Origin of the sequence: Flagellimonas lutimaris (assembly GCF_003581615.1) — a bacterium.
In the GTDB taxonomy this organism is placed as follows: Bacteria; Bacteroidota; Bacteroidia; order Flavobacteriales; family Flavobacteriaceae; genus Flagellimonas; species Flagellimonas lutimaris.
On the sequence record NZ_QXFH01000004.1, the window covers coordinates 78133 to 101569 of the forward strand.

The following is a 23437-nucleotide window of genomic DNA, read 5'->3' on the forward strand; positions in this document are numbered from 1 at the left end:
ATGGGTTTATCCCAATCCTAAACTACTTTGAAAAAGAACCGAAGTAAACCGCCAATGAGTGAACGGGTTATTTGGTTGAGGGAAATAGAAATAAAAGTTTAATCCACCAAAGCTTGATAGATTAGAGCCCTTAATTTTCCATGATCATCAATGTCTCCTGCAGGAATCAATTGGGTGAAATAAACAACCACCAATTTTTCTTTTGGATCTACCCAATAGGAAGAATGATAGGCGCCGCCCCAGCCATATTCACCGACCGACCCTGGAAGGCCGCGATCGCCCAAGTCCTCCACAACTGAAAATCCAAGACCGAACCCTGTGCCTCCGGACCATGGAAAAGTTGCTTTACCCAAATGATTTACCGTCATGAGCTCAACGGTTTTTGGGGAAAGGATACGTTTTCCGTTAAAAGTTCCTTTGTTCAGCATCATTTGCAGGAATTTCGTGTAGTCCATTGAGGTGCTTAAAAGTCCAGCCCCACCTGAAAAACTTTTTTGAGGTCCGTCCACATAAGCCCCTTGCCCCACCATGCCTCCGGGATTCGGTGCACGTTCCAAACCATCTTCAGTTGAGGAGTACACCACGGCCAAACGCTCTTTTTTGTCCTTGGGCAAGTAAAAATGGGTGTCAGCCATTCCTAAAGGGTCAATAATATTTTCCTTTAAAAAAGTATCTAACGGTTTTCCTGAAATTACTTCTATTAAAGCTCCAAGAATATCCGTGTTGTAGCCATATACAAATCGTTCTCCAGGCTGTGACTCAAATGGAAGGTCGGCCATTCGGGTTACTGTGGCCAATATGGGTTCATCGCGATCGGCAAAATACCATCCCTGGATTTTTGCTTTCTCCCATAGATCCGATGCAGTTCCCTCTCCATAAGATACGCCTGAGGTATGTGTCAAGAGATCACGAATGGTAATAGGTTTGTTGGTCGGTACAATGTCATAAGAACCATCGTCTTTGCCTACAGCTACCGTGGTCTCCATAAAAGCAGGAATGTATTTCCCGACTGGGTCGGTAATCAATAATTTCCCTTGTTCTTGGAGCATCATAATGCCTGTACTTACAATGGCCTTGGTCTGCGAGGCTATTCTAAAAATAGAGGTTTTGGTCATCGGAACATTGTTCTCCAAATCATTTCTCCCGAATGCTTCAAAATAGGCGGTTTTGCCTTTTCGGGCTACTAGTATTGTAGCGCCTGGCAATTCATTTTCATCAATATAATCCTGAAAGGTTTGCGTCAAATATTCCAAACGTTCAGAAGACATGCCCACTTCTTCTGGTGAAACCTTGGTGAGTTCTTGGGCATTATTGGTAAAAAAGAGGAGGAATGCAAACAGTAAAGTTGCATATTTGGTTGGATGCAAAGTTTTCATATAACTGAATATTAGTTTGTTTAGCGTGCAAAAGCATCTAAAGATACCTAATATTTTGTCTGTAAAGAAGAATCGGGAAAAGCAGTCGAGTAAAAGAGCTCCTACTCAAATAACCCGTGAATCTCCCCGTCTATACGGTTGATCACTTCGCCTAAATCCTCTGGGTTGTCCACAAAATCTAGATTGTCCACATCAAAAATGAGCAACTTGCCCTTTTCGTAGGTGTTTACCCAAGCTTCATAACGTTCGTTCAAACGGCTGAGATAATCAATGGAAATGGAGTTTTCATAATCACGTCCACGTTTATGAATCTGGCTTACCAAGTTGGGGATGGAGCTACGTAGATAAATCATCAAATCGGGCGGTTGCACCAAAGTTTCCATCAACTCAAAAAGCCCTTTGTAATTTTCAAAATCACGGTTGGTCATCAACCCCATGGCATGGAGGTTGGGCGCAAAAATATGGGCATCCTCGTAAATGGTCCGATCCTGTATTACACTCTTCCCACTTTCCCTAATTTTCAGGATTTGACGGTACCTGCTGTTCAAAAAGTAAATTTGAAGGTTAAAGCTCCATCGTTCCATTTGAGTGTAAAAATCGTCGAGGTATGGATTGTCCACCACATCCTCAAAATGGGCATCCCATTTATAATGTTTTGCAAGTAAGTTTGTTAAAGTCGTTTTTCCAGCGCCAATATTTCCTGCTACAGCAATATGCATGGGGTGTGATTGTTTTAAGTTGGTGTATGGTAACCAGAGAATTTCTAATCGTCGCAATATACAAAGTATATCCTCTTGAAGAAAAAAAACTGGTTTAAATACCCCATCTTATATTAGGGGAAAACAAAGTTTTAAAATATGTTCCAAATACGTATTTTTGCACTTCAAAAACGAGGAAAGATTTGACTGATTGCAACCTCGGTTACCTTTAAAGGGTATACGAAAAATGCTAAAGCAGTTCTTGTCAGCTTCTGCTGATATCTCTTCAATAAGGGTTTGGGACTTCTTCGCACTTTTGTCAAATCTTCATTTTAAATAAGAGAAATGGCGTATTTATTTACATCAGAATCCGTTAGTGAGGGGCACCCAGATAAGATTGCGGATCAGATTAGTGATGCATTGTTGGATAATTTTTTGGCCTTTGACCCAGAGAGTAAAGTGGCCTGCGAAACTTTAGTGACCACTGGCCAGGTAGTTTTGGCTGGAGAAGTGAAAAGTCATACCTATGTTGACCTGCAAAGTATAGCCCGCGAGGTTATCAATAAAATTGGGTATACCAAAGGAGAGTATAAATTTAGTGGGGATTCCTGTGGGGTAATTTCATTGATTCACGAACAATCACAGGACATCAATCAAGGAGTTGACCGCGGTACCAAGGAGGAACAAGGTGCAGGTGACCAAGGGATGATGTTCGGCTATGCCACCACGGAGACCGATAACTATATGCCTTTGGCGTTGGATATCTCTCACAAGATTTTAGAGGTTCTGGCCCATTTAAGAAGAGAGGGAATCCGAATTCCATATTTACGTCCTGATGCAAAGGCACAGGTGACCATTGAATATTCCGATGATAATATTCCGCAACGGATAGAGACAATTGTAGTTTCTACCCAACACGATGAATTTGATGCCGATGATACCATGTTGGCCAAAATCAAAGATGATATCATCAATATCTTGATTCCAGAAGTAAAGAAGTTGTTGCCTGAGAGCATTCAAAAATTATTTACGGACGATATAAAATATCACATCAACCCAACGGGGAAGTTTGTGATCGGAGGTCCTCACGGTGATGCTGGCCTTACGGGAAGAAAGATTATTGTGGATACCTACGGAGGAAAAGGAGCCCACGGAGGTGGTGCTTTTAGTGGAAAAGACCCGAGCAAAGTGGACCGAAGTGCGGCCTATGCGGCGCGCCACATGGCCAAGAATTTGGTGGCTGCCGGTGTTGCCGGTGAGATTTTGGTACAGGTAAGCTATGCTATCGGAGTGGTGGAGCCCACATCCATTTTTGTGGACACCTATAGTTCTTCCAATGTTGACATGACCGATGGAGAGATTGCCAAAAAGGCATCGGAACTTTTCGATATGCGACCTTTTGCCATTGAAGAACGCTTAAAATTACGTAACCCGATTTATTTGGAGACCGCTGCTTATGGTCATTTGGGCAAAGAACCTAGAACCGTGACCAAGGTTTTTGAATCTCCTTACAACGGTAGAATCGAAAAAGAAGTGGAGTTGTTCACATGGGAAAAACTGGATATGGTGGATAAGGTGAAAGAGACTTTTGGTTTATAACCATTATTTATAAAATAAAGATGAAAAGGGGCTTCGATAGGGCTCCTTTTTTATTGGCATACTCCCGTTAACTTTAGTAGCTTTAGCCTATCAAAAAGAGTACATATGAGAAGTTCCGTTAGAATTCTGTTTCTGAGTATTTTAATGTTGACGGTGACCGTCAGTTGTAAAAAAACAACCAAGACCGAGGTCCAGGAGGTTGACACCTATGTCGCCGACAATTACACTAAGAAGGAAGTCGACATTGAAATGCGGGATGGGATAAAACTGCATACCACCATTTACTCCCCGAAGGATACTTCCAAAGAGTACCCTATCATTATGCAACGGACTCCTTATAGTTCAAGACCTTATGGAGAAGATAATTTCAGAACTAAAATAGGTCCTAATGAGCACTTGATGAAAGAAGGTAATATTATTGTTTATCAAGATGTGCGGGGAAGATGGCTTAGCGAAGGGCATTATGAAAATATGAGGGCTTATATTCCCAATAAAACCTCCGATGACCAAGTGGATGAAAGTTCTGATACTTACGATACCATTGAATGGTTAGTGAACAATGTAGAGAACAATAACGGAAATGTAGGGGTTTGGGGAATATCCTATCCAGGGTTTTATGCCACCTACGCAACGGTGGATGCGCATCCCGCGCTAAAGGCCTCTTCACCACAAGCTTGTATCGGGGATTTCTTTTTTGATGATTTTCACCATAACGGTGCTTATTTGTTAAGTTATTTTAGAGCTACGTCGCTTTTTGGAACGCCAAGACCCAATGGTGACCAACCTATTGATACGGCATGGTACACATTGCCAAAATTACCTACGGAGGACCAATATCAATTCTTTTTGGATGCAGGGCCCCTCAAAAATTTGGATTACTTTTTTGAATACGAAACTGCAGATACTCCCACCATGCGTCCCGAAGGTGTAACGGATGATTTCTTTTGGAACGAATTGAAAGAACACCCTAATTATGACGCCATGTGGCAAAGTAGAGGGTTGATACAACATCTTAAAAATGTGAAAAGTAATGTGGCCACTATGATTGTAGGAGGTTGGTTTGATGCCGAAGATCTTTCAGGACCTCTTGAAACCTACAAAAACATTGAAAAGTATAACGATGGTAATTACAATACCATGGTATTTGGTCCTTGGGATCATGGAGGTTGGGCTAGAGACAGGGAAAGAAATGTAGTGGGCAACTACTATTTTGGGGATTCCATTTCCTTATTTTTTCAAGAAAAAATCGAAACCAAATTCTTCAATCATTTCCTAAAAGGAGAAGGCGATATGGATTCAGGATTGCCAGAAGCTTTTGTATTCGACACAGGAAAAAAAGAATGGAAGCAGTATGGAACTTGGCCGCCAGAAAATGCGACCAAACAAACCATGTATTTATCCGATGACCAAGAACTCACTTCCGAGCAAAAAGAAACCACGGGAATTCAATTTATCAGCAATGTAAAAAAACCTGTTCCATATTCCGAAGATGTGAAGACAGTTTTCACACCGAGAAAATATATGACAGATGATCAGCGTTTCGCTGCCAGACGTTCCGATGTTTTGGTATTCGAAACCGATGTGATGGACGAGGATTTTACCTTGGCTGGAGACATTATGGCAAACCTAAAAGTGGCCACAACGGGAACTGCAGCGGATTGGATCGTAAAGGTAATTGATGTTCACCCTCCGGAAACGGAGACCAACGAGGAAATGCAAGACCACCTTAAAATGAGCAACTACCATTTAATGGTAAGGAGTGAAGTGCTCCGTGGACGTTTTAGGAACAGTTTTTCCGAGCCAGAGCCATTCACGCCAAATCAAAAGACCGATGTGAACATCAAGCTTCAGGATGTGTTCCATACCATTAAAAAAGGACACAAATTGCAAATTCAGGTGCAGAGTACCTGGTTCCCGCTTATCGATTTGAACCCGCAGACATATGTGGAGAATATCTTTAAGGCGGATGAAGATGATTTCAAAACACAAACGCATACTGTTTTTACCGATTCCAATATTGAGTTTACGGTGTCGAAATAGAAAATAGAAGTTCGTGGGGCAAGGTTGTTTGATGAAAATTTTCCAAAAGATTAGGAAAATCAATTTTTCCATCAGTATATTTGTTCCACGAAGTTCAAACACGTATTGTTAGTTATCAAGAAAGGTGGAGGGAATAGACCCGTTGAAGCCTTAGCAACCCTTGACCCTAGTCAAGAAGGTGCTACATTCTATCCCTTTGGGAATAGATAACATCACAGGTGGTTTCTGCCCCTTCTTTCTTATAACCTTTACTATTTATTAATTTTTGACCCTTTTGAGGGTCTATAGTCGTTTATATGGATTTAAGGCATTTGGCCATATCAGATTTTAAAACGTTGAGCGGGTCCGTTCAGGACTTGAAATTGTCCTATCAAGTTTTTGGGAAACCGTTGCATACGGCGCCCATTATTTTGGTGAACCACGCGCTCACGGGGAATTCCAATGTTGCTGGAAAAGATGGGTGGTGGTCCGATTTGATTGGTGACGGAAAATGTATCGATACCGAGAAGTATACCATTTTATCTTTTAATATTCCTGGCAATGGTTTTGATGGTTTCATTATTGAAAACTATAAGGATTTTGTAGCTGGAGATATCGCGAGAATGTTCCTCTGGGGATTGGAGCAATTAAAGATTGATAAACTTTTCACCATTATCGGTGGCTCGTTGGGAGGTGGCATAGCTTGGGAAATGACAGCCCTAAACCCAAATATCACAGAGCATTTGATTCCCGTGGCATCTGATTGGAAATCCACGGATTGGCTGATTGCCAACTGTCAGATTCAAGAGCAGTTTTTGGTAAATTCCAAACAACCCGTGCACGATGCCCGTATGCATGCCATGTTGTGTTACCGCACGCCAGAATCCTTCAAAGAAAGATTTAAAAGAAGCACCAACGAAGAACTACAGGTTTTTAATGTGGAATCTTGGTTAATGCATCACGGTAAAAAGCTGCAGGAACGTTTTCAGCTGTCCGCCTATAAATTGATGAACCAACTGTTGAAGTCCATAGATATCACCCGTAATGGGGAAGAGGCTTTCAAGGCTTTACAGGAAAGTGATACCAAAATCCATATTATTGGGGTTAATTCTGATTTGTTTTTTACGGCGGAAGAGAACAAAGAAACTTTTAAAAGATTGGCTCAGGCCAATACCAATGTCACTTATGGTGAGGTGCAATCGGTACACGGTCACGATGCCTTTTTGATGGAGTTTGAGCAGCTGGAAAAATTGTTGGAGACCGTTTTCCAGACGAACACGGAGCGAATCAAAATCTTAAAATTTGGTGGAAAGTCCTTGGCCAACGGTGAAGGCATCCAACGCGTTTTGAATATCATCAACAAAAGATATGAAGATAAAGAGCACTTCGCAGTTGTAGTTTCCGCCCGGGGTAAGGCCACGGACCAACTGGAAAACTTGTTGGAAAAAGCTGCCAAGGGAGCTGATTTTCAGACTGATTTGAAAAAGTTTGCAGATTATCAGAAAAACAATGTTGAACGTGTTGCCATTGATGATGAATTGGCTGCCATTGAAAAAATATTGAATGGGGTTTCCCTAACAGGGGATTACAGTCTCAAAACCAAGGATGAAGTGTTGTCCTATGGTGAATTGATCTCTGGTAAATATGTGACTGCCGCCTTAAATGCAAAAGGAATCAAGGCAACATTACTCGACTCTCGTCAACTTATTAAAACAGATGATAGTTTTAGCAATGCAGAGGTAGACGAGGGACTTTCCAAAGAAAATGTGATACGTTATTTCCATAATCTGGAATCAGGAACTATTCCTGTGGTTACTGGTTTTATTGCCTCCAATAAGGAAGGGGTTACCACGACATTAGGAAGAAACGGTACCAACTATTCGGCGGCTTTGCTGGCCAATTTCTTGGATGCAGGCGAACTAATCAATTACACACATGTGGACGGTATCTTTACCGCAAACCCGGACTTGGTGCAAGATGCGAAGGTAATCGATGTAATATCGTATAGTGAGGCCAACGAATTGGCGAATTTTGGTGCCAACATTCTTCATGCGAAGACCATAATTCCATTGATTGAGAAAAATATCCCGTTGCGTATCTCTAATACGTTCAATGATGATAGCGAGGGAACTTTAATTGGTCCAAAAAGCGGTAATGGAGGAATTAAATCCCTTTCGGTGTTGGACAATATGGCCCTTATTAATTTAGAGGGTAGGGGTCTGCTTGGTAAAGTTGGAGTTGACATGCGGATTTTTAGAGCTTTAGGCCAAAATGGAATTAGTGTGGGTATTGTTTCCCAAGGTTCTTCCGAGCGTGGTATTGGTTTGGTTGTGGATGAATCCCAAGCGGACAAGGCCAAAAAAGTGCTTGACCAAGAATTTGAGACGGATTACTCTTCCCAGGACATTAACCAGATTTCGGTGGTAAAGGATGTTTCGGTTATTTCCATTGTGGGAATGGATTTAAGCAGCTTCCATAGACCGTTCAATGCCCTGGCTAAAAACCAAATCACGCCCTTACTGTTCAATAACACGGTTACAGGCAAGAATGTGAGTATGGTGGTGAAGAAATCCGATTTGCACAAGGCTATCAATGTGATACATGGGCAAATTTTTGGAATTGCAAAGAAAATCAATTTGGCCTTGTTCGGACATGGTAATGTGGGAGGCACTTTGATAAGTCAGATCTTGGATTCTGATAAAAGTATTGCAGAGCGAAAAAGCATAGATTTAAAAGTGTTTGCCGTGGCAAATTCAAGAAAAGTGCTTTTGGATGCTTCTGGTGTTGGCGCAGATTGGAAAAAACGTTTGGAAAAAGAGGGACAGCCCTATCAAATTGAAGATATTACTGCCTTCGCCAAGCAACATCATTTAGAAAATCTGATTGCTGTAGACAATACGGCGAGCAAAACATTTGTGGAGCAATACGAATCATTGATTGAGCATGGATTTGATTTGGTTTCATCAAACAAAATTGCAAACACACTTAGTTTTGAGAAATATAAATCGGTACGGAAGTGTTTAGATAAAAATCAAAAGCAATACCTCTACGAAACCAATGTGGGGGCAGGGCTTCCGCTGATAGATACCATTAAGTTATTACATTTATCAGGGGAGAACATTACCCGAATCAAAGGGGTGTTCTCTGGGTCGTTGAGCTATATTTTCAATACCTTTTCAGAGAAAGATGTTTCCTTTTCGGAGATTGTGAAGGAGGCGATGGAAAGTGGGTTTACCGAGCCTGACCCAAGGGAGGATTTGTCTGGTAATGATGTGGGAAGGAAATTGTTGATTTTGGCTAGGGAGCTGGACCTTCAAAACGAGTTTTCCGATATTGATGTACAAAACCTGATTCCTGAGGAGCTTCAAACCTTGGATTTTGAGAAATTTATGGGTCGCATCGGAGAGATGGATGACATTTATAGGAAAATTAAGGAGGACCAGAAACAAGGTTATGTTTTGCGCTATGTTGGAGATTTACATGGAGATTTACAGCAAGACAAAGGAGTTTTGGATGTGAAATTGGTTTCCGTACCCAAAGAAAGTGCCTTGGGGCAGGTGAAAGGTTCCGATTCCATAATAGAGATTTACACGGAATCCTACGGAGAGCACCCTTTGGTGATTCAAGGAGCTGGCGCCGGAGCCGCCGTTACGGCAAGAGGAGTATTTGGTGACATTTTAAGAATAGCAGAAAAGATATGAGCAATAAGGGCAAAAAATTCGAAACAGAAGCAATAAGAACCCAAATGGAGCGCAGTCAAAATTTGGAGCATTCCAGCCCCATTTATATGACATCGAGCTTTGTTTTTGAAGACGCGGAGGACATGCGTGCCTCTTTTGCGGAGGAAAAGCAACGCAATATTTATTCGCGGTATTCCAATCCCAATTCGAACGAACTTATTGAAAAAGTGTGCAAGATGGAAGGTGCCGAGAATGGTTTTGCCTATGCTTCGGGTATGGCAGCAGTTTTTTCCACCTTGGCAGCTTTATTGGATGCTGGAGACCATGTGATATCATCCAAGAGTATTTTTGGGTCTACCCATACCTTGTTTACGCAATTTTTTCCCAAATGGAACATTGGCACAAGCTATTTTGATGCCAACGATTTATCAACAATTGAAGGGTTGATTCAACCCAATACCAAAATACTTTATGCTGAAACGCCTACCAACCCAGGGGTAGATGTGCTGGACTTGGAAGTGTTGGGCAAGATTGCCAAAAAACACAACCTCATTTTTATTGTAGACAATTGTTTTGCGACGCCATATTTACAACAACCCATAAAATTTGGAGCGGATTTAGTCATTCACTCTGGTACTAAGTTGATGGACGGACAGGGAAGAGTCTTGGCTGGAATCACGGTAGGTAGTGGTGACTTGATGGATAAAGTATATCGTTTTTCCCGAATTACAGGACCTGCTTTGTCTCCTTTTAATGCATGGGTGTTGTCCCGAAGCCTAGAAACTTTGGCGATTAGAGTGGATAGACATTGTGAAAACGCCTTAAAATTGGCAACCTATTTAGAAAGTCATGATAAAATTGAATGGGTCAAATATCCATTTTTGAAATCGCACCCAAAGCATGAAATTGCCAAAAAACAAATGAAAGCTGGTGGATGTGTTGTGGCATTTCAAGTAAAAGGAGGTCTGGAAGCGGGCAGAGAATTCTTCGATAGTATTCAGTTACTGTCCTTATCCGCCAATTTGGGAGATGCTAGAAGTATTGTAACGCATCCTGCATCTACTACACATAGTAAGTTGACAACAGAAGAACGGGAGGCTGTAGGGATTTCCAATGGTATGGTTCGGGTTTCTGTTGGATTGGAGCATATCGATGACATTATTGCGGATATAAAACAGGCGCTGGGTTAATGCTATGGAAGGCTATTTTTAGGGGGTAGATTGTTAATTTTCCCTATATTCGTGTGATGCTCTCAAAGAAGACAAAATACGGATTAAAGGCACTTACATTTCTTGCCAAAGTAAAGGATAGGGAACCCATTCAAATTGCGGAAATAGCCAAGCACGAGAATATTTCCCAAAAGTTTCTGGAAAGTATTTTGCTCACCCTTCGAAGAAACGGATTGTTAGGGTCCAAAAAAGGAAAAGGGGGAGGCTATTACCTTATCAAGGAGCCGGAAGATATTTTGATGACCACCGTAATGCGCGTTTTGGAAGGACCTATTGCCATGGTGCCCTGCGTTAGCCTTAATTTCTACGAAAAGTGCGATGATTGTCCTAATGAGGAAGAATGTTCCGTGCACAAATTAATGCTTCAGGTAAGAGATAGCGCTCTAGATGTCTACAGAAATAACACATTGGCAGATTTACTGTAGCGTTCCTTAAAATTGAAGCTTATCCAGTAAGATTTTTTAAAAATCCGGTATCCTTTTTACATAATCTACTAAAACTATCGGACAAAAGTAATATTAAGTCATGTTTTACTTTTTCTTTTAAAAATAAATTTTACTTTTGAAATTCCTACTAATCCTATAGGATAATTAATTTAAGTGAAAATGGTTACCGATCAGCTGATTATAAAGAACGAGAAGGAGAAAAGTACTTATACCAAAGACAGTACTTCTGAAAGTCCTAAAAGAAGCATTGCTAAGTCTGTAAGTTGGAGGGTTGTAGGAACATTGGATACCATTTTAATATCATGGCTTGTAACAGGAACACTAAGTTTGGCTTTTTCAATTGGATTGGTTGAGTTGGTCACCAAGATGGTACTTTACTTTTTTCACGAAAGAATATGGAACTCCATTAAATGGGGTAAATAAAATATAGGACAATGGCATTGACTCAAGAAGAAATACAGAATTTGAATCGCCAGTTTAAGGGAATACCACCAGAAGAAATTATCTCATGGGCCATTGGTCATGGCAAAAAATCCGTGGTTACTACCAATTTTAGGCCTTATGAGGTGGCCATTCTTCATGCTGTCACTGGAGTGGATAATAAAATTCCCGTGATTTGGTGCGATACGGGTTACAATACTCCGCAAACGTACAAGCATGCCGAGGAGTTGATAACTCGTTTAGGGCTTAACATAAAACTATACGTTCCAAAGCAGACATCCGCTCATCGTGATGCGGTTATGGGTATTCCAGATATTGACAATCCATTGCACAAAGAGTTCACGGAGCAAGTAAAGTTGGAGCCATTCCGCAGGGCGATGGAAGAGCACAAACCCGATGTTTGGTTTACTAACCTTCGTAAAGGGCAAACAGCACATAGGGATTCATTGGATGTTTTGAGTTTGAGCAAGGACGGAGTGTTAAAAGTAAGTCCGTTCTACCATTGGATCGATACCCAATTGGATGCTTATTTGAAAGAACAGGAATTACCCAACGAACATAAATATTTCGACCCAACTAAAGTATTGGCAAACCGGGAATGTGGTTTGCATACCTAATAAAATATGAATGATCACCTTGAGCATCAGCGAGAGGTAAAAACAAAATAAAACTTTGAGTACACTCACAGAAGAAATTAAAAAACCAGAGACCTTGAACGACGTTGAAAGACCTAGTGCGAATGCTCTGGAACACGAAGCGATTTACATCATGCGCGAAGTGGCAGCACAATTTGAAAAACCTGTCCTGTTATTTTCCGGAGGCAAGGATTCCATCACCTTGGTACGTTTGGCTCAAAAGGCATTTTGGCCGGCCAAGATACCATTCCCATTAATGCATATCGACACTGGTCATAACTTCCCAGAAACAATCGAGTTTAGGGATAGGTTGGTTGAGGAGCTTGGTGTAGAGTTGATTGTGCGAAATGTTCAGGATTCCATCAATGAGGGAAAAGTTGTAGAAGAAACAGGAAAATACGCCAGTAGAAATATGTTGCAGACCACAACTTTATTGGATGCCATTGAGGAATTTAAGTTCGATGCCTGTATCGGTGGAGCCCGCAGAGATGAAGAAAAAGCAAGAGCCAAGGAACGTATTTTTTCCGTGCGTGACGATTTTGGACAATGGGACGAAAAGAATCAACGTCCAGAATTGTTCGATATGCTAAACGGTGAAATTGAAATAGGTCAAAACGTAAGGGTGTTCCCAATCAGCAACTGGACCGAATTGGATGTTTGGAGTTATATCCAAAAGGAAGGTATAGAAATTCCTTCCATTTATTTCGCGCACAAACGAGACACCTTCCTCAGGGATGGATTGATTTGGTCTGCGGAAGATGACGTAGTGTTTAGGGCAGATGATGAGCAAGTAGAAGAAAGAATGGTTCGTTTTAGAACTGTGGGAGATATGAGCTGCACGGCAGCAGTAGAGTCATACGCCGATACCATTGATAAAGTAGTGGCGGAAATTAGGGATTCCAGAATTTCGGAAAGAGGCGCACGGATTGATGACAAACGTTCCGAAGCAGCCATGGAAAAACGTAAACAGCAAGGATATTTCTAAAAATCAAAAGTAATTTCCACGAAAGTGGAAATCTAAAAAATAAAGCATTGGAAGTTTTAAAAATAGCAACAGCAGGTAGTGTAGACGACGGCAAAAGTACCTTGATCGGAAGATTACTGTACGATACAAAATCAATGACCGACGATAAATTGGAGGCCATTGAAAGAACCAGTAAACAAAAAGGATACGATTATCTTGATTTTTCGTTGGCAACCGATGGATTAGTGGCTGAAAGAGAGCAGGGTATCACCATTGACGTGGCCCATATATACTTTTCCACACCGACTAAAAGTTACATTATTGCTGATACCCCTGGTCATGTAGAGTATACTCGAAACATGGTTACAGGAGCATCAACATCGCAAGCATCCATTATTTTGATAGATGCTAGAAAAGGAGTGATTGAGCAAACGCACCGTCATTTTTTCATCAATAACCTCTTGAGGGTAAAAGATGTGATTGTGGCCATCAATAAAATGGACTTGGTGGATTTCTCTGAAGAAATGTACAACAACATCAAAACCGATTTCGAGGAATTGATGGAAAAAAGAGATTATCAAGATCAAAACATAACCTTTATTCCTGTTAGTGCTTTAAAAGGTGACAACGTGGTAAATCGTTCCGAACATACGCCTTGGTACAAAGGGCAAACCTTATTGGAGCATTTAGAGGAATTAGATCAAAAAGATGTTTACAATACAGGGACTCCGCGTTTTCCCGTTCAGTATGTAATCCGTCCAAAGACTGAAGATTTTCACGATTTTCGTGGGTTTGCTGGGAAAGTATATGGTGGAGAGCTTAGTGTGGGTGATGAAGTAGTAGTACTACCCTCTATGACCCGATCCAAAATCAAAGACATTTATTTTTACAATAAAGAATATCAAACAGCACCAAGAAGATCTTCAGTAACAATTACTTTGGAAGACGAGGTAAATGTAAGTAGGGGAGATATGTTGGTGAAAGTTGATGACTTGCCAACCATGGACAAACAATTGACCGCAACCGTATCATGGATGGATAGCGATAACTTTACTCCAGGGGGAAAATACGTGCTTCAACATGGAGTAAATAAGGTGTTGGCAAAGGTGGATGCCATCGAGCATAAAATTAATCCGGATTATTCGGGAATTGAGGAGAATGTAACCTCACTTCAAATGAACGACATTGCCAAAGTGCACTTAAGGCTGAACAAACCTATTTTTTATGATAGGTTCAAGGACCACCGTACCAATGGTTCTTTCATTATAATCGACAGTCGAACCAACACAACAGCAGGCGTAGGATTTATTGAATAGTTTTTCTGCTTCGGCGGAAAGAAAGGGAGTTTATTTGTATTAACTCTATTAAATAGATAGGAAAACTAGATTATGCAAAGTTTTAGAACAGAAATAGAAAACCCAGTTGTAGAAAAGGATATCATTGAATTGGAGAAGAAAATTCGCCAGTTCAAAGGTGGAAATATTGATGAGGAAAAATTCCGAAGTCTACGATTGGCCCGCGGTGTTTACGGTCAGCGTCAGCAAGGTGTGCAGATGATTCGAATCAAGTTGCCGTATGGAAAGGTAAGCTCCAATCAATTGCTCCGAATTGCAGATGTTTCCGACGAATATTCCAGAGGAAGATTGCATATCACAACCCGTCAGGACATTCAGATTCACTATGTGGATTTGGAACGTACGCCTGAGCTTTGGGCACAACTGGAAAAAGACAAGGTTACCCTTCGTGAAGCCTGTGGAAACACGGTTCGTAATGTAACCGCAAGCGAAACCGCTGGGATTGATGTAGATGAGCCTTTCGATGTTTCTCCTTGTGCGCAAGCTGTTTTCGAATACTTTTTAAGAAACCCCATCGGTCAGGAAATGGGACGAAAGTTCAAGGTTTCCTTCTCCGCCAGTGATGCCGATACAGGACTTTCCTATATGCATGATCTTGGTTTTATTGCCAAGGTGAAAGATGGAGAAAGGGGTTTTAAGGTGATGTTGGCCGGTGGATTGGGGTCACAACCACGCCACGCCGATGAACTGTACAGCTTTTTGCCCACCGATAAAATTATTCCTTTAATGGAAGGTGTAATCCGTGTGTTTGATAGATACGGAGAGCGTAAAAGTAGGGCAAAAGCCAGAATGAAGTTTTTGTTAAAGGACATTGGTCTGGATGGCTTCAAAAAATTGCTTGAAGAAGAACAATTGGCCATCCCTCATCAAACCTACCCAATCAATATTGAAGAATATCCTGAAGTAAAAGTAACTGAGGTTGAAACTCCTAAAGCTTCCATAGAGGACCAAGAAGCTTTCGAACAATGGAAGTCCGCCAACTTGGTGCCCCAAAAACAAGAAGGCTATGTCGCCATTGGTATCAAAGTGCTTTTAGGTGATTTCTATACTGACAAAGCTCGTGAGCTAGCAAAATTGGTTCAGGACTATGCAGCCGGGGAGATTCGTTTGTCACTTAGACAAAATATATTGATTCCTTATGTGAAGGAGGAATTGGTTCCTTTCTTTTACCAAGAATTAAAGAAATTGGGCTTTGCCGAAGCAGGGTATAACAAGGCGTTGGATATTACAGCCTGCCCAGGTACGGATACCTGTAACTTAGGTATTGCCAGCAGTACAGGAATCGCCGATGAGCTGGAAAGAGTTATCAAGGCAGAATACCCACATTACATCAAAAATCCAGATGTTGTCATCAAGATTAGTGGATGTATGAATGCGTGCGGACAGCACAATATGGCTCACATCGGGTTCCAAGGAATGTCCGTGAGAACCAAGGATAAATTGGTGGCACCTGCTCTTCAGGTTTTGTTGGGTGGAGGAAATTTTGGTGATGGAAAGGCAAGATTTGCCGATAAAGTTGCCAAGATTCCAAGTAAAAGAGGTCCGCAAGCCTTACGTCTCATTTTGGATGATTTTGAAGCCAATGGAAACGGAGCATCTTTTATCGATTATTATGAGGAAAAAGGGCAACATTATTTCTACGACTTCCTAAAGCCTTTAACGGATGTGGATAATCTAGCCCAAGATGATTTTATCGACTGGGGCAACGAAGAAAAGTATAAAAAAGAAATAGGAATTGGGGAATGTGCTGGTGTTATCGTTGACTTGGTGGCCACATTGTTCTTTGAAAGCCAAGAGAAAATAGAAAATGCCGAAGAAACTATCAACGAAGGAAAATGGGCGGCAAGTATCTACTATTCCTATCAATCCATTGTGAATTCTGCCAAGGCATTATTGACTGCGGAGAAAGTAAAGGTAAATACCCATGCAAGCATTATCAGGGATTTTGATAAGCTGTATGTGGAAGAAGGTAAAATAGCCTTTGAGGGAGGGATTGGGGAAGTAGCCCTTCAATTGAACAAGAACGAACCATCCGAAGCCTTTGCTAAAAGCTACTTGGAAGATGCCAAAACTGTTTTGCAGAAGTTGGAGACGTTTAGAAAATTAGAGTTGGAACATGCGTAAAGGAAAGTTGACAGTGGTGGGTGCAGGCCCAGGTGATGTGGATTTAATAACCCTAAAAGGAATCAAAGCCCTGCAGCGTGCAGACGTGGTTTTGTACGATGCATTGGTGTCCACAGAGTTATTGGAATATGCCACGAATGCCGAAAAAATATTTGTAGGGAAACGCAAAGGATGCTACGCGTATCAACAAGAACAAATTAACGATTTGATTGTTGAAAGAGCCACTCATGGATTACAAGTGGTCCGGTTAAAAGGTGGTGACCCCTTTGTTTTTGGAAGAGGTGCTGAAGAGATGGAGTATGTATCTGGATATGGAATTGATGTGGCCGTAGTGCCTGGAATTTCATCTTCGGTATCCGTTCCAGCATCACAAAATATTCCTGTCACCAAGAGAGGTACAGCCGAAAGTTTTTGGGTAATTACCGGAACTACCAAAGAACACAAACTTTCAACGGATGTGGCATTGGCTGCAAAATCCAATGCAACGGTCATTATTTTGATGGGGATGTCCAAGCTTGGGGAAATCATGGAACTTTTCAAAAGAGAAGGAAAAGAAAATATACCGGTTGCCATTATTCAAAATGGGACAACTGAAAATGAAAAGATTGGAGTTAGCACTGTTGCTTCCATTGAGGACAAGGCAAGGGAGCAGCAGTTATCCAATCCAGCCATTATTATTATAGGAGAAGTGGTGAACCATCGCCAAAAACTCTTGGATATTCAAAATGAATATCAAAATCAGGGAAAAGAATTGCTAGAAAAAATTTAATCAAAATGTCAGGTCGAAGTATGTTACCCTGAGCATAGTCGAAGGGGGCTTCAAGATCATTCAAAAAGGAGAATTATGATAAAAACAGACATCATTATAATCGGTGCAGGGCCAACGGGATTATTCACTGTATTTGAAGCGGGACTGCTCAAACTTAAGTGTCATTTAATCGATGCTTTGCCACAACCCGGAGGGCAATGTTCAGAAATATATCCAAAGAAACCCATATATGATATTCCAGCCTATCCCGAAATTTTAGCGGGTACTTTGGTGGATAACCTTATGGAACAAATCAAACCATTTGAACCTGGCTTTACTTTGGGAGAACGTGCGGAAACTTTGGATAGGCAAGAAGATAGTTCCTATATCGTTATCACCAACAAGGGAACACAACACCACGCACCGGTTGTTGTAATTGCCGGCGGACTTGGTTCTTTTGAACCAAGAAAACCAATGATTCCAAATATTGGACTCTTTGAAAGCAAGGGAGTCGAGTATATGATCAAGGATCCGGAGCAATTTAGGGATAAAAAAGTGGTGATATCGGGTGGCGGAGATTCTGCATTGGATTGGGCCATCTTTTTGGCCGATATAGCCTCCGAAGTTTCCTTGGTACACCGAAGAAATGAATTCCGAGGAGCGCTCGATTCTGTGGAAAAAGCACGTGAATTGGCCGAGTTGGCGAAAATTCAATTGTTCACCAAAGCTGAGGTAAAGGAAATCCATGGTAAGGAAGACCTTCATGCGGTAGTGATCAAGTATAACGATGAAGAGAAGGAACCAACCTACGTGGAAACAGATTACTTTATTCCGTTGTTTGGATTATCTCCCAAACTTGGGCCCATTGGTAATTGGGGCCTGGAGATAGAGAAAAATGCCATCAAAGTAAACAACGCAAAGGATTACCAGACCAATCTTCCGGGAGTATTTGCTATTGGAGATGTCAATACGTATCCAGGTAAGCTGAAGTTGATTCTGTCAGGATTCCACGAAGCAGCTGTGATGTGCCAATTTGCCTATCAAATCATCAATCCAGATAAGCGATTTGTAATGAAGTATACTACGGTGGGTGGTGTGCAAGGATTTGATGGATCTAAAAAAGAAGCCAAAAAAGAAGTAGTACAGAGCATCAATTAAAATCAATTATATAGTTCTCGGAGACACCTTTTGAAAGTGATTTTGGAGGGTGTTTTTGTTTTTGGAAAAAATGGATTTAAAACTACTTATAAGAGATGAACCCATTAAATTTGTTTGAAAATTAAAATCAACGGGGAAATGGCAAATAGTAAAATAGCATTGGTTACCGGCGGAAGCCGCGGATTGGGTGAGGATATTGCTATAAATATTGCTCAAAAAGGTATAGATGTGGTACTGACCTATCACACCAATAAAAAAATGGCTGAAGATGTAGTTTCAAGAATCCAGGAATTGGGACAAAAAGCCTTGGCACTGCAACTGGATACTTCCAATGTTAAAACTTTTGATGCCTTTTACCGACAATTGGAAAGAAGTTTGAAGGAGATTATGGGCGTATCCAAGTTTGATTTTCTCATTAACAATGCGGGAATCGGAATTTATGAGCCTTTTGTGTCAACAACCGAAGAGCAGTTTGATGAATTAGTGAACATTAATTTGAAAGGAGTTTATTTTCTTACCCAAAAGGCTTTGCCTTATCTGAATGATGAAGGAAGGATTATCAATATCTCCTCTGGCTTAGCAAGGTTCAGTCTTCCCAACTCATCGGCCTATGGAGCCATAAAGGGTGGTGTAGAGGTCTTTACAAGATATCTGGCCAAGGAACTCGCGGACAGGAAAATCAGGGCAAATGTCGTAGCTCCAGGTGCCGTGGCAACCGATTTTGGAGGAGGAGAGAACAAGACCAACGAAACCAAACGGGAGGCCATAACTAATTTCACGGCTCTTGGCAGAGTCGGAGAGCCCGACGACATTGGTGGTGTGGTCGCTTTTTTATGCACCCAAGAGGCCAAATGGATCAACGCACAGCGTATCGAAGTTTCAGGTGGCATTATGATTTAAAAAACATCACAAAAACCCAAAAAAACGGGTTGAGCAATCAATCCGTTTTTTATTGTTGGTTTTCTAAAAATTAAAGGGGTTTTTTTGCTTTTCACTAAGGAGTGCCGTTTCTTTGCAGTTCAGTTCATTAATAAGTTGAAAGTGTTATCAAGAAAGGTGGAGGGATTGGACCCTGTGAAGCCTTAGCAACCCTCGACTTCGAGAAGGTGCTACATTCTACCCTTGTCTTGAACTGGTTTCAAGACCTTTAGGAAGTTTAACTAGTAAGGGGAAGGATAACGTAAAGCATACAGCACAGCATCTACGCACTTTTCTTGATCTCACTACATCCTTTTTTGAAGGTAAATTGTACTATGGAAAAAATTGAAGATATATTGAAGAAACGGATTTTAGTGTTGGATGGGGCCATGGGCACCATGTTACAGCGCTATAAATTCCAAGAAGCTGATTTTAGAGCAGAACGTTTCAAGGATTGGCCAAGTGATTTACAGGGAAACAACGATTTGTTGTCCTTGACTCAGCCAGAGGCCGTCAAAGAGGTGCATAGGTCGTTTTTGGAAGCGGGTGCAGACATCATCGAAACCAATACTTTTTCAGGAACAACAATTGCCATGGCCGATTATGGTATGGAAGAATTGGTGTACGAACTGAATTATGAATCTGCAAAGATTGCAAAGCAAGTAGCCCAAGAATTTACGGATAAAGACCCAAGCAAGCCCAGATTTGTGGCGGGAAGTATGGGGCCGACCAACAAAACAGCCAGTATGTCCCCCGATGTCAACGACCCTGGGTATCGTGCAATCTCTTTTGATGAACTCCGAATGGCATATAAACAACAAGTAGAGGCCTTACTCGATGGTGGCGTCGACCTTTTGTTGGTCGAGACCATTTTTGATACCTTGAATGCCAAAGCAGCCCTTTTTGCCATTGAAGAGGTAAAAGAGGAACGTAATATTGAAGTGCCGGTTATGGTTAGTGGAACCATTACGGATGCATCGGGAAGAACATTGTCTGGACAAACCGCAGAGGCCTTTCTGATATCGGTTTCACATATCCCGATTTTATCTGTTGGATTCAATTGTGCGTTGGGAGCTGAACAATTAGTACCTCACTTGGAAGTAATTTCGGCAAAATCAGAATTTGCCACCTCCGCACACCCCAATGCGGGATTGCCCAATGCCTTTGGTGAGTACGATGAAACGCCAGAACAAATGGCCGTTCAAATTAAGGAATATGTGGACAAAGGTCTAGTGAATATTGTGGGAGGTTGTTGCGGAACTACTCCAGAGCACATAAAAGCTATTGCCAATGTGGTAAAGGATTATAAACCGAGAAAACTTTTGACTCCAGCGTAGTTTAGGATTTATGGCAAAATGGAAAGAACAACGATATCTAAAACTAAGTGGCCTTGAACCCTTGGTTGTGACCCCGGAAAGCAATTTCATTAATGTGGGGGAGCGCACCAATGTAGCAGGTTCCAAACGGTTTTTAAGGCTGATCAAGGAAGAAAAATTTGATGAGGCCTTGGACGTTGCCCGAGATCAAGTGGAGGGCGGCGCCCAAATTATTGATGTTAATATGGACGATGGTTTGATCGATGGTAAGAAGGCCATGGTCAAGTTTTTGAACCTAATCGTTTCTGAGCCTGATATTGCACGAGTGCCTATAATGATTGATAGTTCCAAATGGGAAATCATCGAAGCTGGATTGCAGGTGGTACAGGGTAAATGTGTGGTGAATTCTATCAGTTTAAAAGAAGGAGAAGAGGAATTTATTCGCCATGCCAAGTTGATCAAGCGTTACGGGGCTGCCGTAATTGTTATGGCCTTTGACGAAGTGGGGCAGGCAGATAATTTGGAACGTCGTATTGAAATCGCAAAACGATCTTATGATGTGCTGGTCAACAAGGTGAATTTTCCTCCAGAGGATATCATTTTCGACCTGAACATTTTCCCAGTGGCCACGGGAATGGAAGAGCATAGGCGCAATGCCATCGATTTTATTGAAGCAACCCGTTGGGTGAAGGAGAATCTTCCTTATTGTAGCGTTAGTGGTGGGGTAAGTAATGTTTCCTTCTCGTTTAGAGGGAACAATCCTGTCAGGGAGGCTATTAACTCGGCCTTTTTGTTTCATGCCATAAAAGCGGGGATGAATATGGGAATCGTAAACCCAACTATGTTGGAGGTGTATGACGATATCCCTAAAGATTTATTGGAACATGTAGAAGATGTGCTGTTAGATAGACGGGACGATGCCACGGAGCGATTGTTAGAGTTTGCAGAAACTGTTGTAGGCACAAAAAAAGAATCAAAAGTAGATCTCTCTTGGAGAGAAGAACCGCTTCAAGATCGTATTACCCGTGCTCTTGTTAAGGGAATAGATCAATACATCATTGAAGATGTAGAGGAAGCACGCCAACAGGCAGCGAAACCTTTACAGGTAATCGAGGGTAACTTGATGACAGGAATGAATGTGGTTGGAGATCTTTTCGGAAGTGGAAAAATGTTTTTGCCACAAGTGGTGAAATCCGCAAGGGTGATGAAGAAAGCCGTAGCCTATTTGACTCCTTATATTGAAGCATCAAAAGATAAAAATAGCAAGGCGGCGGGCAAAATATTGATGGCCACCGTTAAAGGTGATGTGCACGATATTGGAAAAAACATTGTAAGCGTGGTGCTCGCCTGTAATAATTACCAAATTGTGGATTTGGGAGTGATGGTACCTCCGGAAAAAATCATCAATAAGGCAAAGGAAGAACAAGTTGATATTATTGGTTTGAGCGGCTTGATAACCCCATCATTGGACGAAATGGTGTTTTTGGCCAAGGAAATGGAGCGTCAAAACTTTGATGTTCCCTTATTGATAGGTGGTGCGACCACAAGTAAGGCCCACACGGCAGTAAAAATCGACCCACAATACAGTCAAGCTGTGGTGCATGTTAACGATGCTTCGAGAGCTGTAACAGTGGTGGGTGATTTACTTCAGGATGAGACCTCTGTCAAGTATAAAAAATCCATCAAACTGGATTACGAAAGTTTTAGGGATAAATTTTTAAATCGTTCCAAGCAAAAAGAATATCTGACCTTGGAACACGCTAGGCAGAATAAACTTCAAATTGAGTGGAACCCATCAGACATAAAAAAACCGAATCAATTGGGTATTCAAGTTTGGGAGGATTTTGATTTGACCAAATTGGAAGAATTTATCGACTGGACGCCATTTTTCCGTAGTTGGGACCTGCATGGTAAATATCCTGATATTTTAACGGATGATGTAGTGGGAGAGCAAGCCACCGAACTTTTTGAAGATGCCAAATTGCTTTTGAAAAAGGTTCTAGATGAAAAATTATTGAAAGCCAAGGCTATCTTCGGTTTGTTTCTGGCCAATCAAATTAATGAAGACGACATTGAGGTTGTCAGTTCGAGCGGAGTCGAGACCGGGAAAGAAACCTTCATTTTTAGGACCCTTCGTCAACAATTGAAAAAACGCGAAGGAGTTCCCAATATAGCATTGGCGGATTTTATTGCTCCCAAGGATTCTGGAATTAAGGATTACATCGGGTGTTTTTGTGTAAGCACTGGATTTGGTACCCAAGAGTTGGCTATTGAGTTTGAAAAGAATCACGATGATTACAATTCCATCATGATTAAAGCTTTGGCTGATAGATTGGCGGAAGCTTTTGCCGAATATCTTCACAAAGAAGTACGAACAAAATACTGGGGCTATGCGGTGGATGAAAACTTGGACAATACAGAGTTGATCAAAGAAAAATATAGTGGAATACGACCAGCTCCAGGCTACCCTGCTTGTCCTGACCATTTGGAAAAACTCACCATTTGGGATATGATGGACGTAGAAGAAAAAATAGGAGTTAAGCTGACCGATAGTTTAGCCATGTGGCCAGCTGCCAGTGTGAGCGGCTACTATTTTGGGCATCCACAGGCCAAGTATTTTGGATTGGGAAAAATAAAGCAAGATCAAGTTCAGGATTTTGCTGAGCGAAAAAATATTAAATTGGATGAGGCTCAAAAATGGCTGGCTCCTAATATAGTTGACGATTAACCA

Annotated in this window: 17 protein-coding genes and 2 riboswitches; of the genes, 15 read left to right on the plus strand and 2 right to left on the minus strand. The window is 41.4% G+C overall.

Going from position 1 to position 23437, the window contains the following annotated elements:
* Nucleotides 1–98 precede the first annotated feature (98 nt).
* A complete protein-coding gene (locus D2V08_RS00370; protein ID WP_119606173.1) occupies nucleotides 99–1376 on the minus strand; it encodes a serine hydrolase domain-containing protein in 1278 nt (425 codons plus the stop codon).
* A 101-nt stretch (nucleotides 1377–1477) separates the two neighbouring features.
* Nucleotides 1478–2095 (minus strand): deoxynucleoside kinase, encoded by a 618-nt coding sequence (locus tag D2V08_RS00375; RefSeq protein WP_119606285.1) that lies wholly within the window; start codon nucleotides 2093–2095, stop codon nucleotides 1478–1480.
* A gap of 324 nt (nucleotides 2096–2419) precedes the next feature.
* Here D2V08_RS00375 and metK point away from each other — a divergent pair, with 324 nt between their 5' ends.
* The 15 genes from metK to metH all read left to right on the plus strand — a co-directional run bounded on the left by metK (nucleotide 2420) and on the right by metH (nucleotide 23434).
* The gene (gene metK / locus D2V08_RS00380; RefSeq protein WP_119606174.1) at nucleotides 2420–3673 is read left to right on the plus strand and encodes a methionine adenosyltransferase; all 1254 of its coding nucleotides are present in this window, start codon (nucleotides 2420–2422) and stop codon (nucleotides 3671–3673) included.
* A gap of 105 nt (nucleotides 3674–3778) precedes the next feature.
* Nucleotides 3779–5713: a CocE/NonD family hydrolase gene (locus D2V08_RS00385; protein ID WP_119606175.1), complete on the plus strand. Its 1935-nt coding sequence runs from the start codon at nucleotides 3779–3781 to the stop codon at nucleotides 5711–5713.
* Between the two features lie 109 nt (nucleotides 5714–5822).
* A riboswitch (SAM riboswitch) is annotated at nucleotides 5823–5926 on the plus strand.
* Between the two features lie 83 nt (nucleotides 5927–6009).
* A complete protein-coding gene (thrA, locus tag D2V08_RS00390; RefSeq protein ID WP_119606176.1) occupies nucleotides 6010–9393 on the plus strand; it encodes a bifunctional aspartate kinase/homoserine dehydrogenase I in 3384 nt (1127 codons plus the stop codon).
* Nucleotides 9390–10562, plus strand: a complete 1173-nt coding sequence (locus D2V08_RS00395; protein WP_119606177.1) for a trans-sulfuration enzyme family protein — start codon at nucleotides 9390–9392, stop codon at nucleotides 10560–10562. The genes thrA and D2V08_RS00395 overlap by 4 nt, the downstream gene beginning before the upstream one ends.
* Nucleotides 10563–10618: 56 nt before the next feature.
* Nucleotides 10619–11026, plus strand: a complete 408-nt coding sequence (locus D2V08_RS00400; protein WP_119606178.1) for an RrF2 family transcriptional regulator — start codon at nucleotides 10619–10621, stop codon at nucleotides 11024–11026.
* 180 nt (nucleotides 11027–11206) lie between these two features.
* On the plus strand, nucleotides 11207–11470 hold the full coding sequence (locus D2V08_RS00405) for a DUF2061 domain-containing protein (RefSeq protein ID WP_119606179.1): 264 nt from the start codon (nucleotides 11207–11209) through the stop codon (nucleotides 11468–11470).
* Nucleotides 11471–11481: 11 nt separating this feature from the next.
* Nucleotides 11482–12105, plus strand: coding sequence for a phosphoadenosine phosphosulfate reductase domain-containing protein (locus D2V08_RS00410; RefSeq protein WP_119606180.1), 624 nt, complete (start codon nucleotides 11482–11484; stop codon nucleotides 12103–12105).
* A gap of 94 nt (nucleotides 12106–12199) precedes the next feature.
* Nucleotides 12200–13108: a sulfate adenylyltransferase subunit CysD gene (gene cysD, locus D2V08_RS00415; RefSeq protein ID WP_262696686.1), complete on the plus strand. Its 909-nt coding sequence runs from the start codon at nucleotides 12200–12202 to the stop codon at nucleotides 13106–13108.
* A gap of 47 nt (nucleotides 13109–13155) precedes the next feature.
* A complete protein-coding gene (locus D2V08_RS00420) occupies nucleotides 13156–14403 on the plus strand; it encodes a sulfate adenylyltransferase subunit 1 (protein WP_119606182.1) in 1248 nt (415 codons plus the stop codon).
* A 72-nt stretch (nucleotides 14404–14475) separates the two neighbouring features.
* Entirely contained in the window at nucleotides 14476–16566 is a 2091-nt protein-coding gene (locus D2V08_RS00425; RefSeq protein WP_119606183.1) for a ferredoxin-like domain-containing protein, read from the plus strand.
* Entirely contained in the window at nucleotides 16559–17335 is a 777-nt protein-coding gene (gene cobA, locus D2V08_RS00430) for a uroporphyrinogen-III C-methyltransferase (protein ID WP_119606184.1), read from the plus strand. The genes D2V08_RS00425 and cobA overlap by 8 nt, the downstream gene beginning before the upstream one ends.
* Nucleotides 17336–17410: 75 nt before the next feature.
* On the plus strand, nucleotides 17411–18472 hold the full coding sequence (locus D2V08_RS00435) for an NAD(P)/FAD-dependent oxidoreductase (protein WP_119606185.1): 1062 nt from the start codon (nucleotides 17411–17413) through the stop codon (nucleotides 18470–18472).
* Between the two features lie 138 nt (nucleotides 18473–18610).
* On the plus strand, nucleotides 18611–19372 hold the full coding sequence (locus D2V08_RS00440) for an SDR family oxidoreductase (RefSeq protein ID WP_119606286.1): 762 nt from the start codon (nucleotides 18611–18613) through the stop codon (nucleotides 19370–19372).
* 141 nt (nucleotides 19373–19513) lie between these two features.
* A riboswitch (SAM riboswitch) is annotated at nucleotides 19514–19654 on the plus strand.
* Nucleotides 19655–19725: 71 nt separating this feature from the next.
* Nucleotides 19726–20727 carry a homocysteine S-methyltransferase family protein gene (locus tag D2V08_RS00445; RefSeq protein WP_119606186.1) on the plus strand — a complete coding sequence of 334 codons (1002 nt, stop codon included), beginning with the start codon at nucleotides 19726–19728 and terminating at the stop codon, nucleotides 20725–20727.
* 10 nt (nucleotides 20728–20737) lie between these two features.
* On the plus strand, nucleotides 20738–23434 hold the full coding sequence (metH, locus tag D2V08_RS00450) for a methionine synthase (protein WP_119606187.1): 2697 nt from the start codon (nucleotides 20738–20740) through the stop codon (nucleotides 23432–23434).
* Nucleotides 23435–23437: the final 3 nt, after the last annotated feature.

Coding starts and splice junctions, on each gene's coding strand:
- D2V08_RS00370 (WP_119606173.1), bottom strand. CDS start 1,376: ATGAAAACTTTGCATCCAACCAAATATGCAACTTTACTGTTTGCATTC.
- D2V08_RS00375 (WP_119606285.1), bottom strand. CDS start 2,095: ATGCATATTGCTGTAGCAGGAAATATTGGCGCTGGAAAAACGACTTTA.
- metK (WP_119606174.1), top strand. CDS start 2,420: ATGGCGTATTTATTTACATCAGAATCCGTTAGTGAGGGGCACCCAGAT.
- D2V08_RS00385 (WP_119606175.1), top strand. CDS start 3,779: ATGAGAAGTTCCGTTAGAATTCTGTTTCTGAGTATTTTAATGTTGACG.
- thrA (WP_119606176.1), top strand. CDS start 6,010: ATGGATTTAAGGCATTTGGCCATATCAGATTTTAAAACGTTGAGCGGG.
- D2V08_RS00395 (WP_119606177.1), top strand. CDS start 9,390: ATGAGCAATAAGGGCAAAAAATTCGAAACAGAAGCAATAAGAACCCAA.
- D2V08_RS00400 (WP_119606178.1), top strand. CDS start 10,619: ATGCTCTCAAAGAAGACAAAATACGGATTAAAGGCACTTACATTTCTT.
- D2V08_RS00405 (WP_119606179.1), top strand. CDS start 11,207: ATGGTTACCGATCAGCTGATTATAAAGAACGAGAAGGAGAAAAGTACT.
- D2V08_RS00410 (WP_119606180.1), top strand. CDS start 11,482: ATGGCATTGACTCAAGAAGAAATACAGAATTTGAATCGCCAGTTTAAG.
- D2V08_RS00425 (WP_119606183.1), top strand. CDS start 14,476: ATGCAAAGTTTTAGAACAGAAATAGAAAACCCAGTTGTAGAAAAGGAT.
- cobA (WP_119606184.1), top strand. CDS start 16,559: ATGCGTAAAGGAAAGTTGACAGTGGTGGGTGCAGGCCCAGGTGATGTG.
- D2V08_RS00435 (WP_119606185.1), top strand. CDS start 17,411: ATGATAAAAACAGACATCATTATAATCGGTGCAGGGCCAACGGGATTA.
- D2V08_RS00440 (WP_119606286.1), top strand. CDS start 18,611: ATGGCAAATAGTAAAATAGCATTGGTTACCGGCGGAAGCCGCGGATTG.
- D2V08_RS00445 (WP_119606186.1), top strand. CDS start 19,726: ATGGAAAAAATTGAAGATATATTGAAGAAACGGATTTTAGTGTTGGAT.
- metH (WP_119606187.1), top strand. CDS start 20,738: ATGGCAAAATGGAAAGAACAACGATATCTAAAACTAAGTGGCCTTGAA.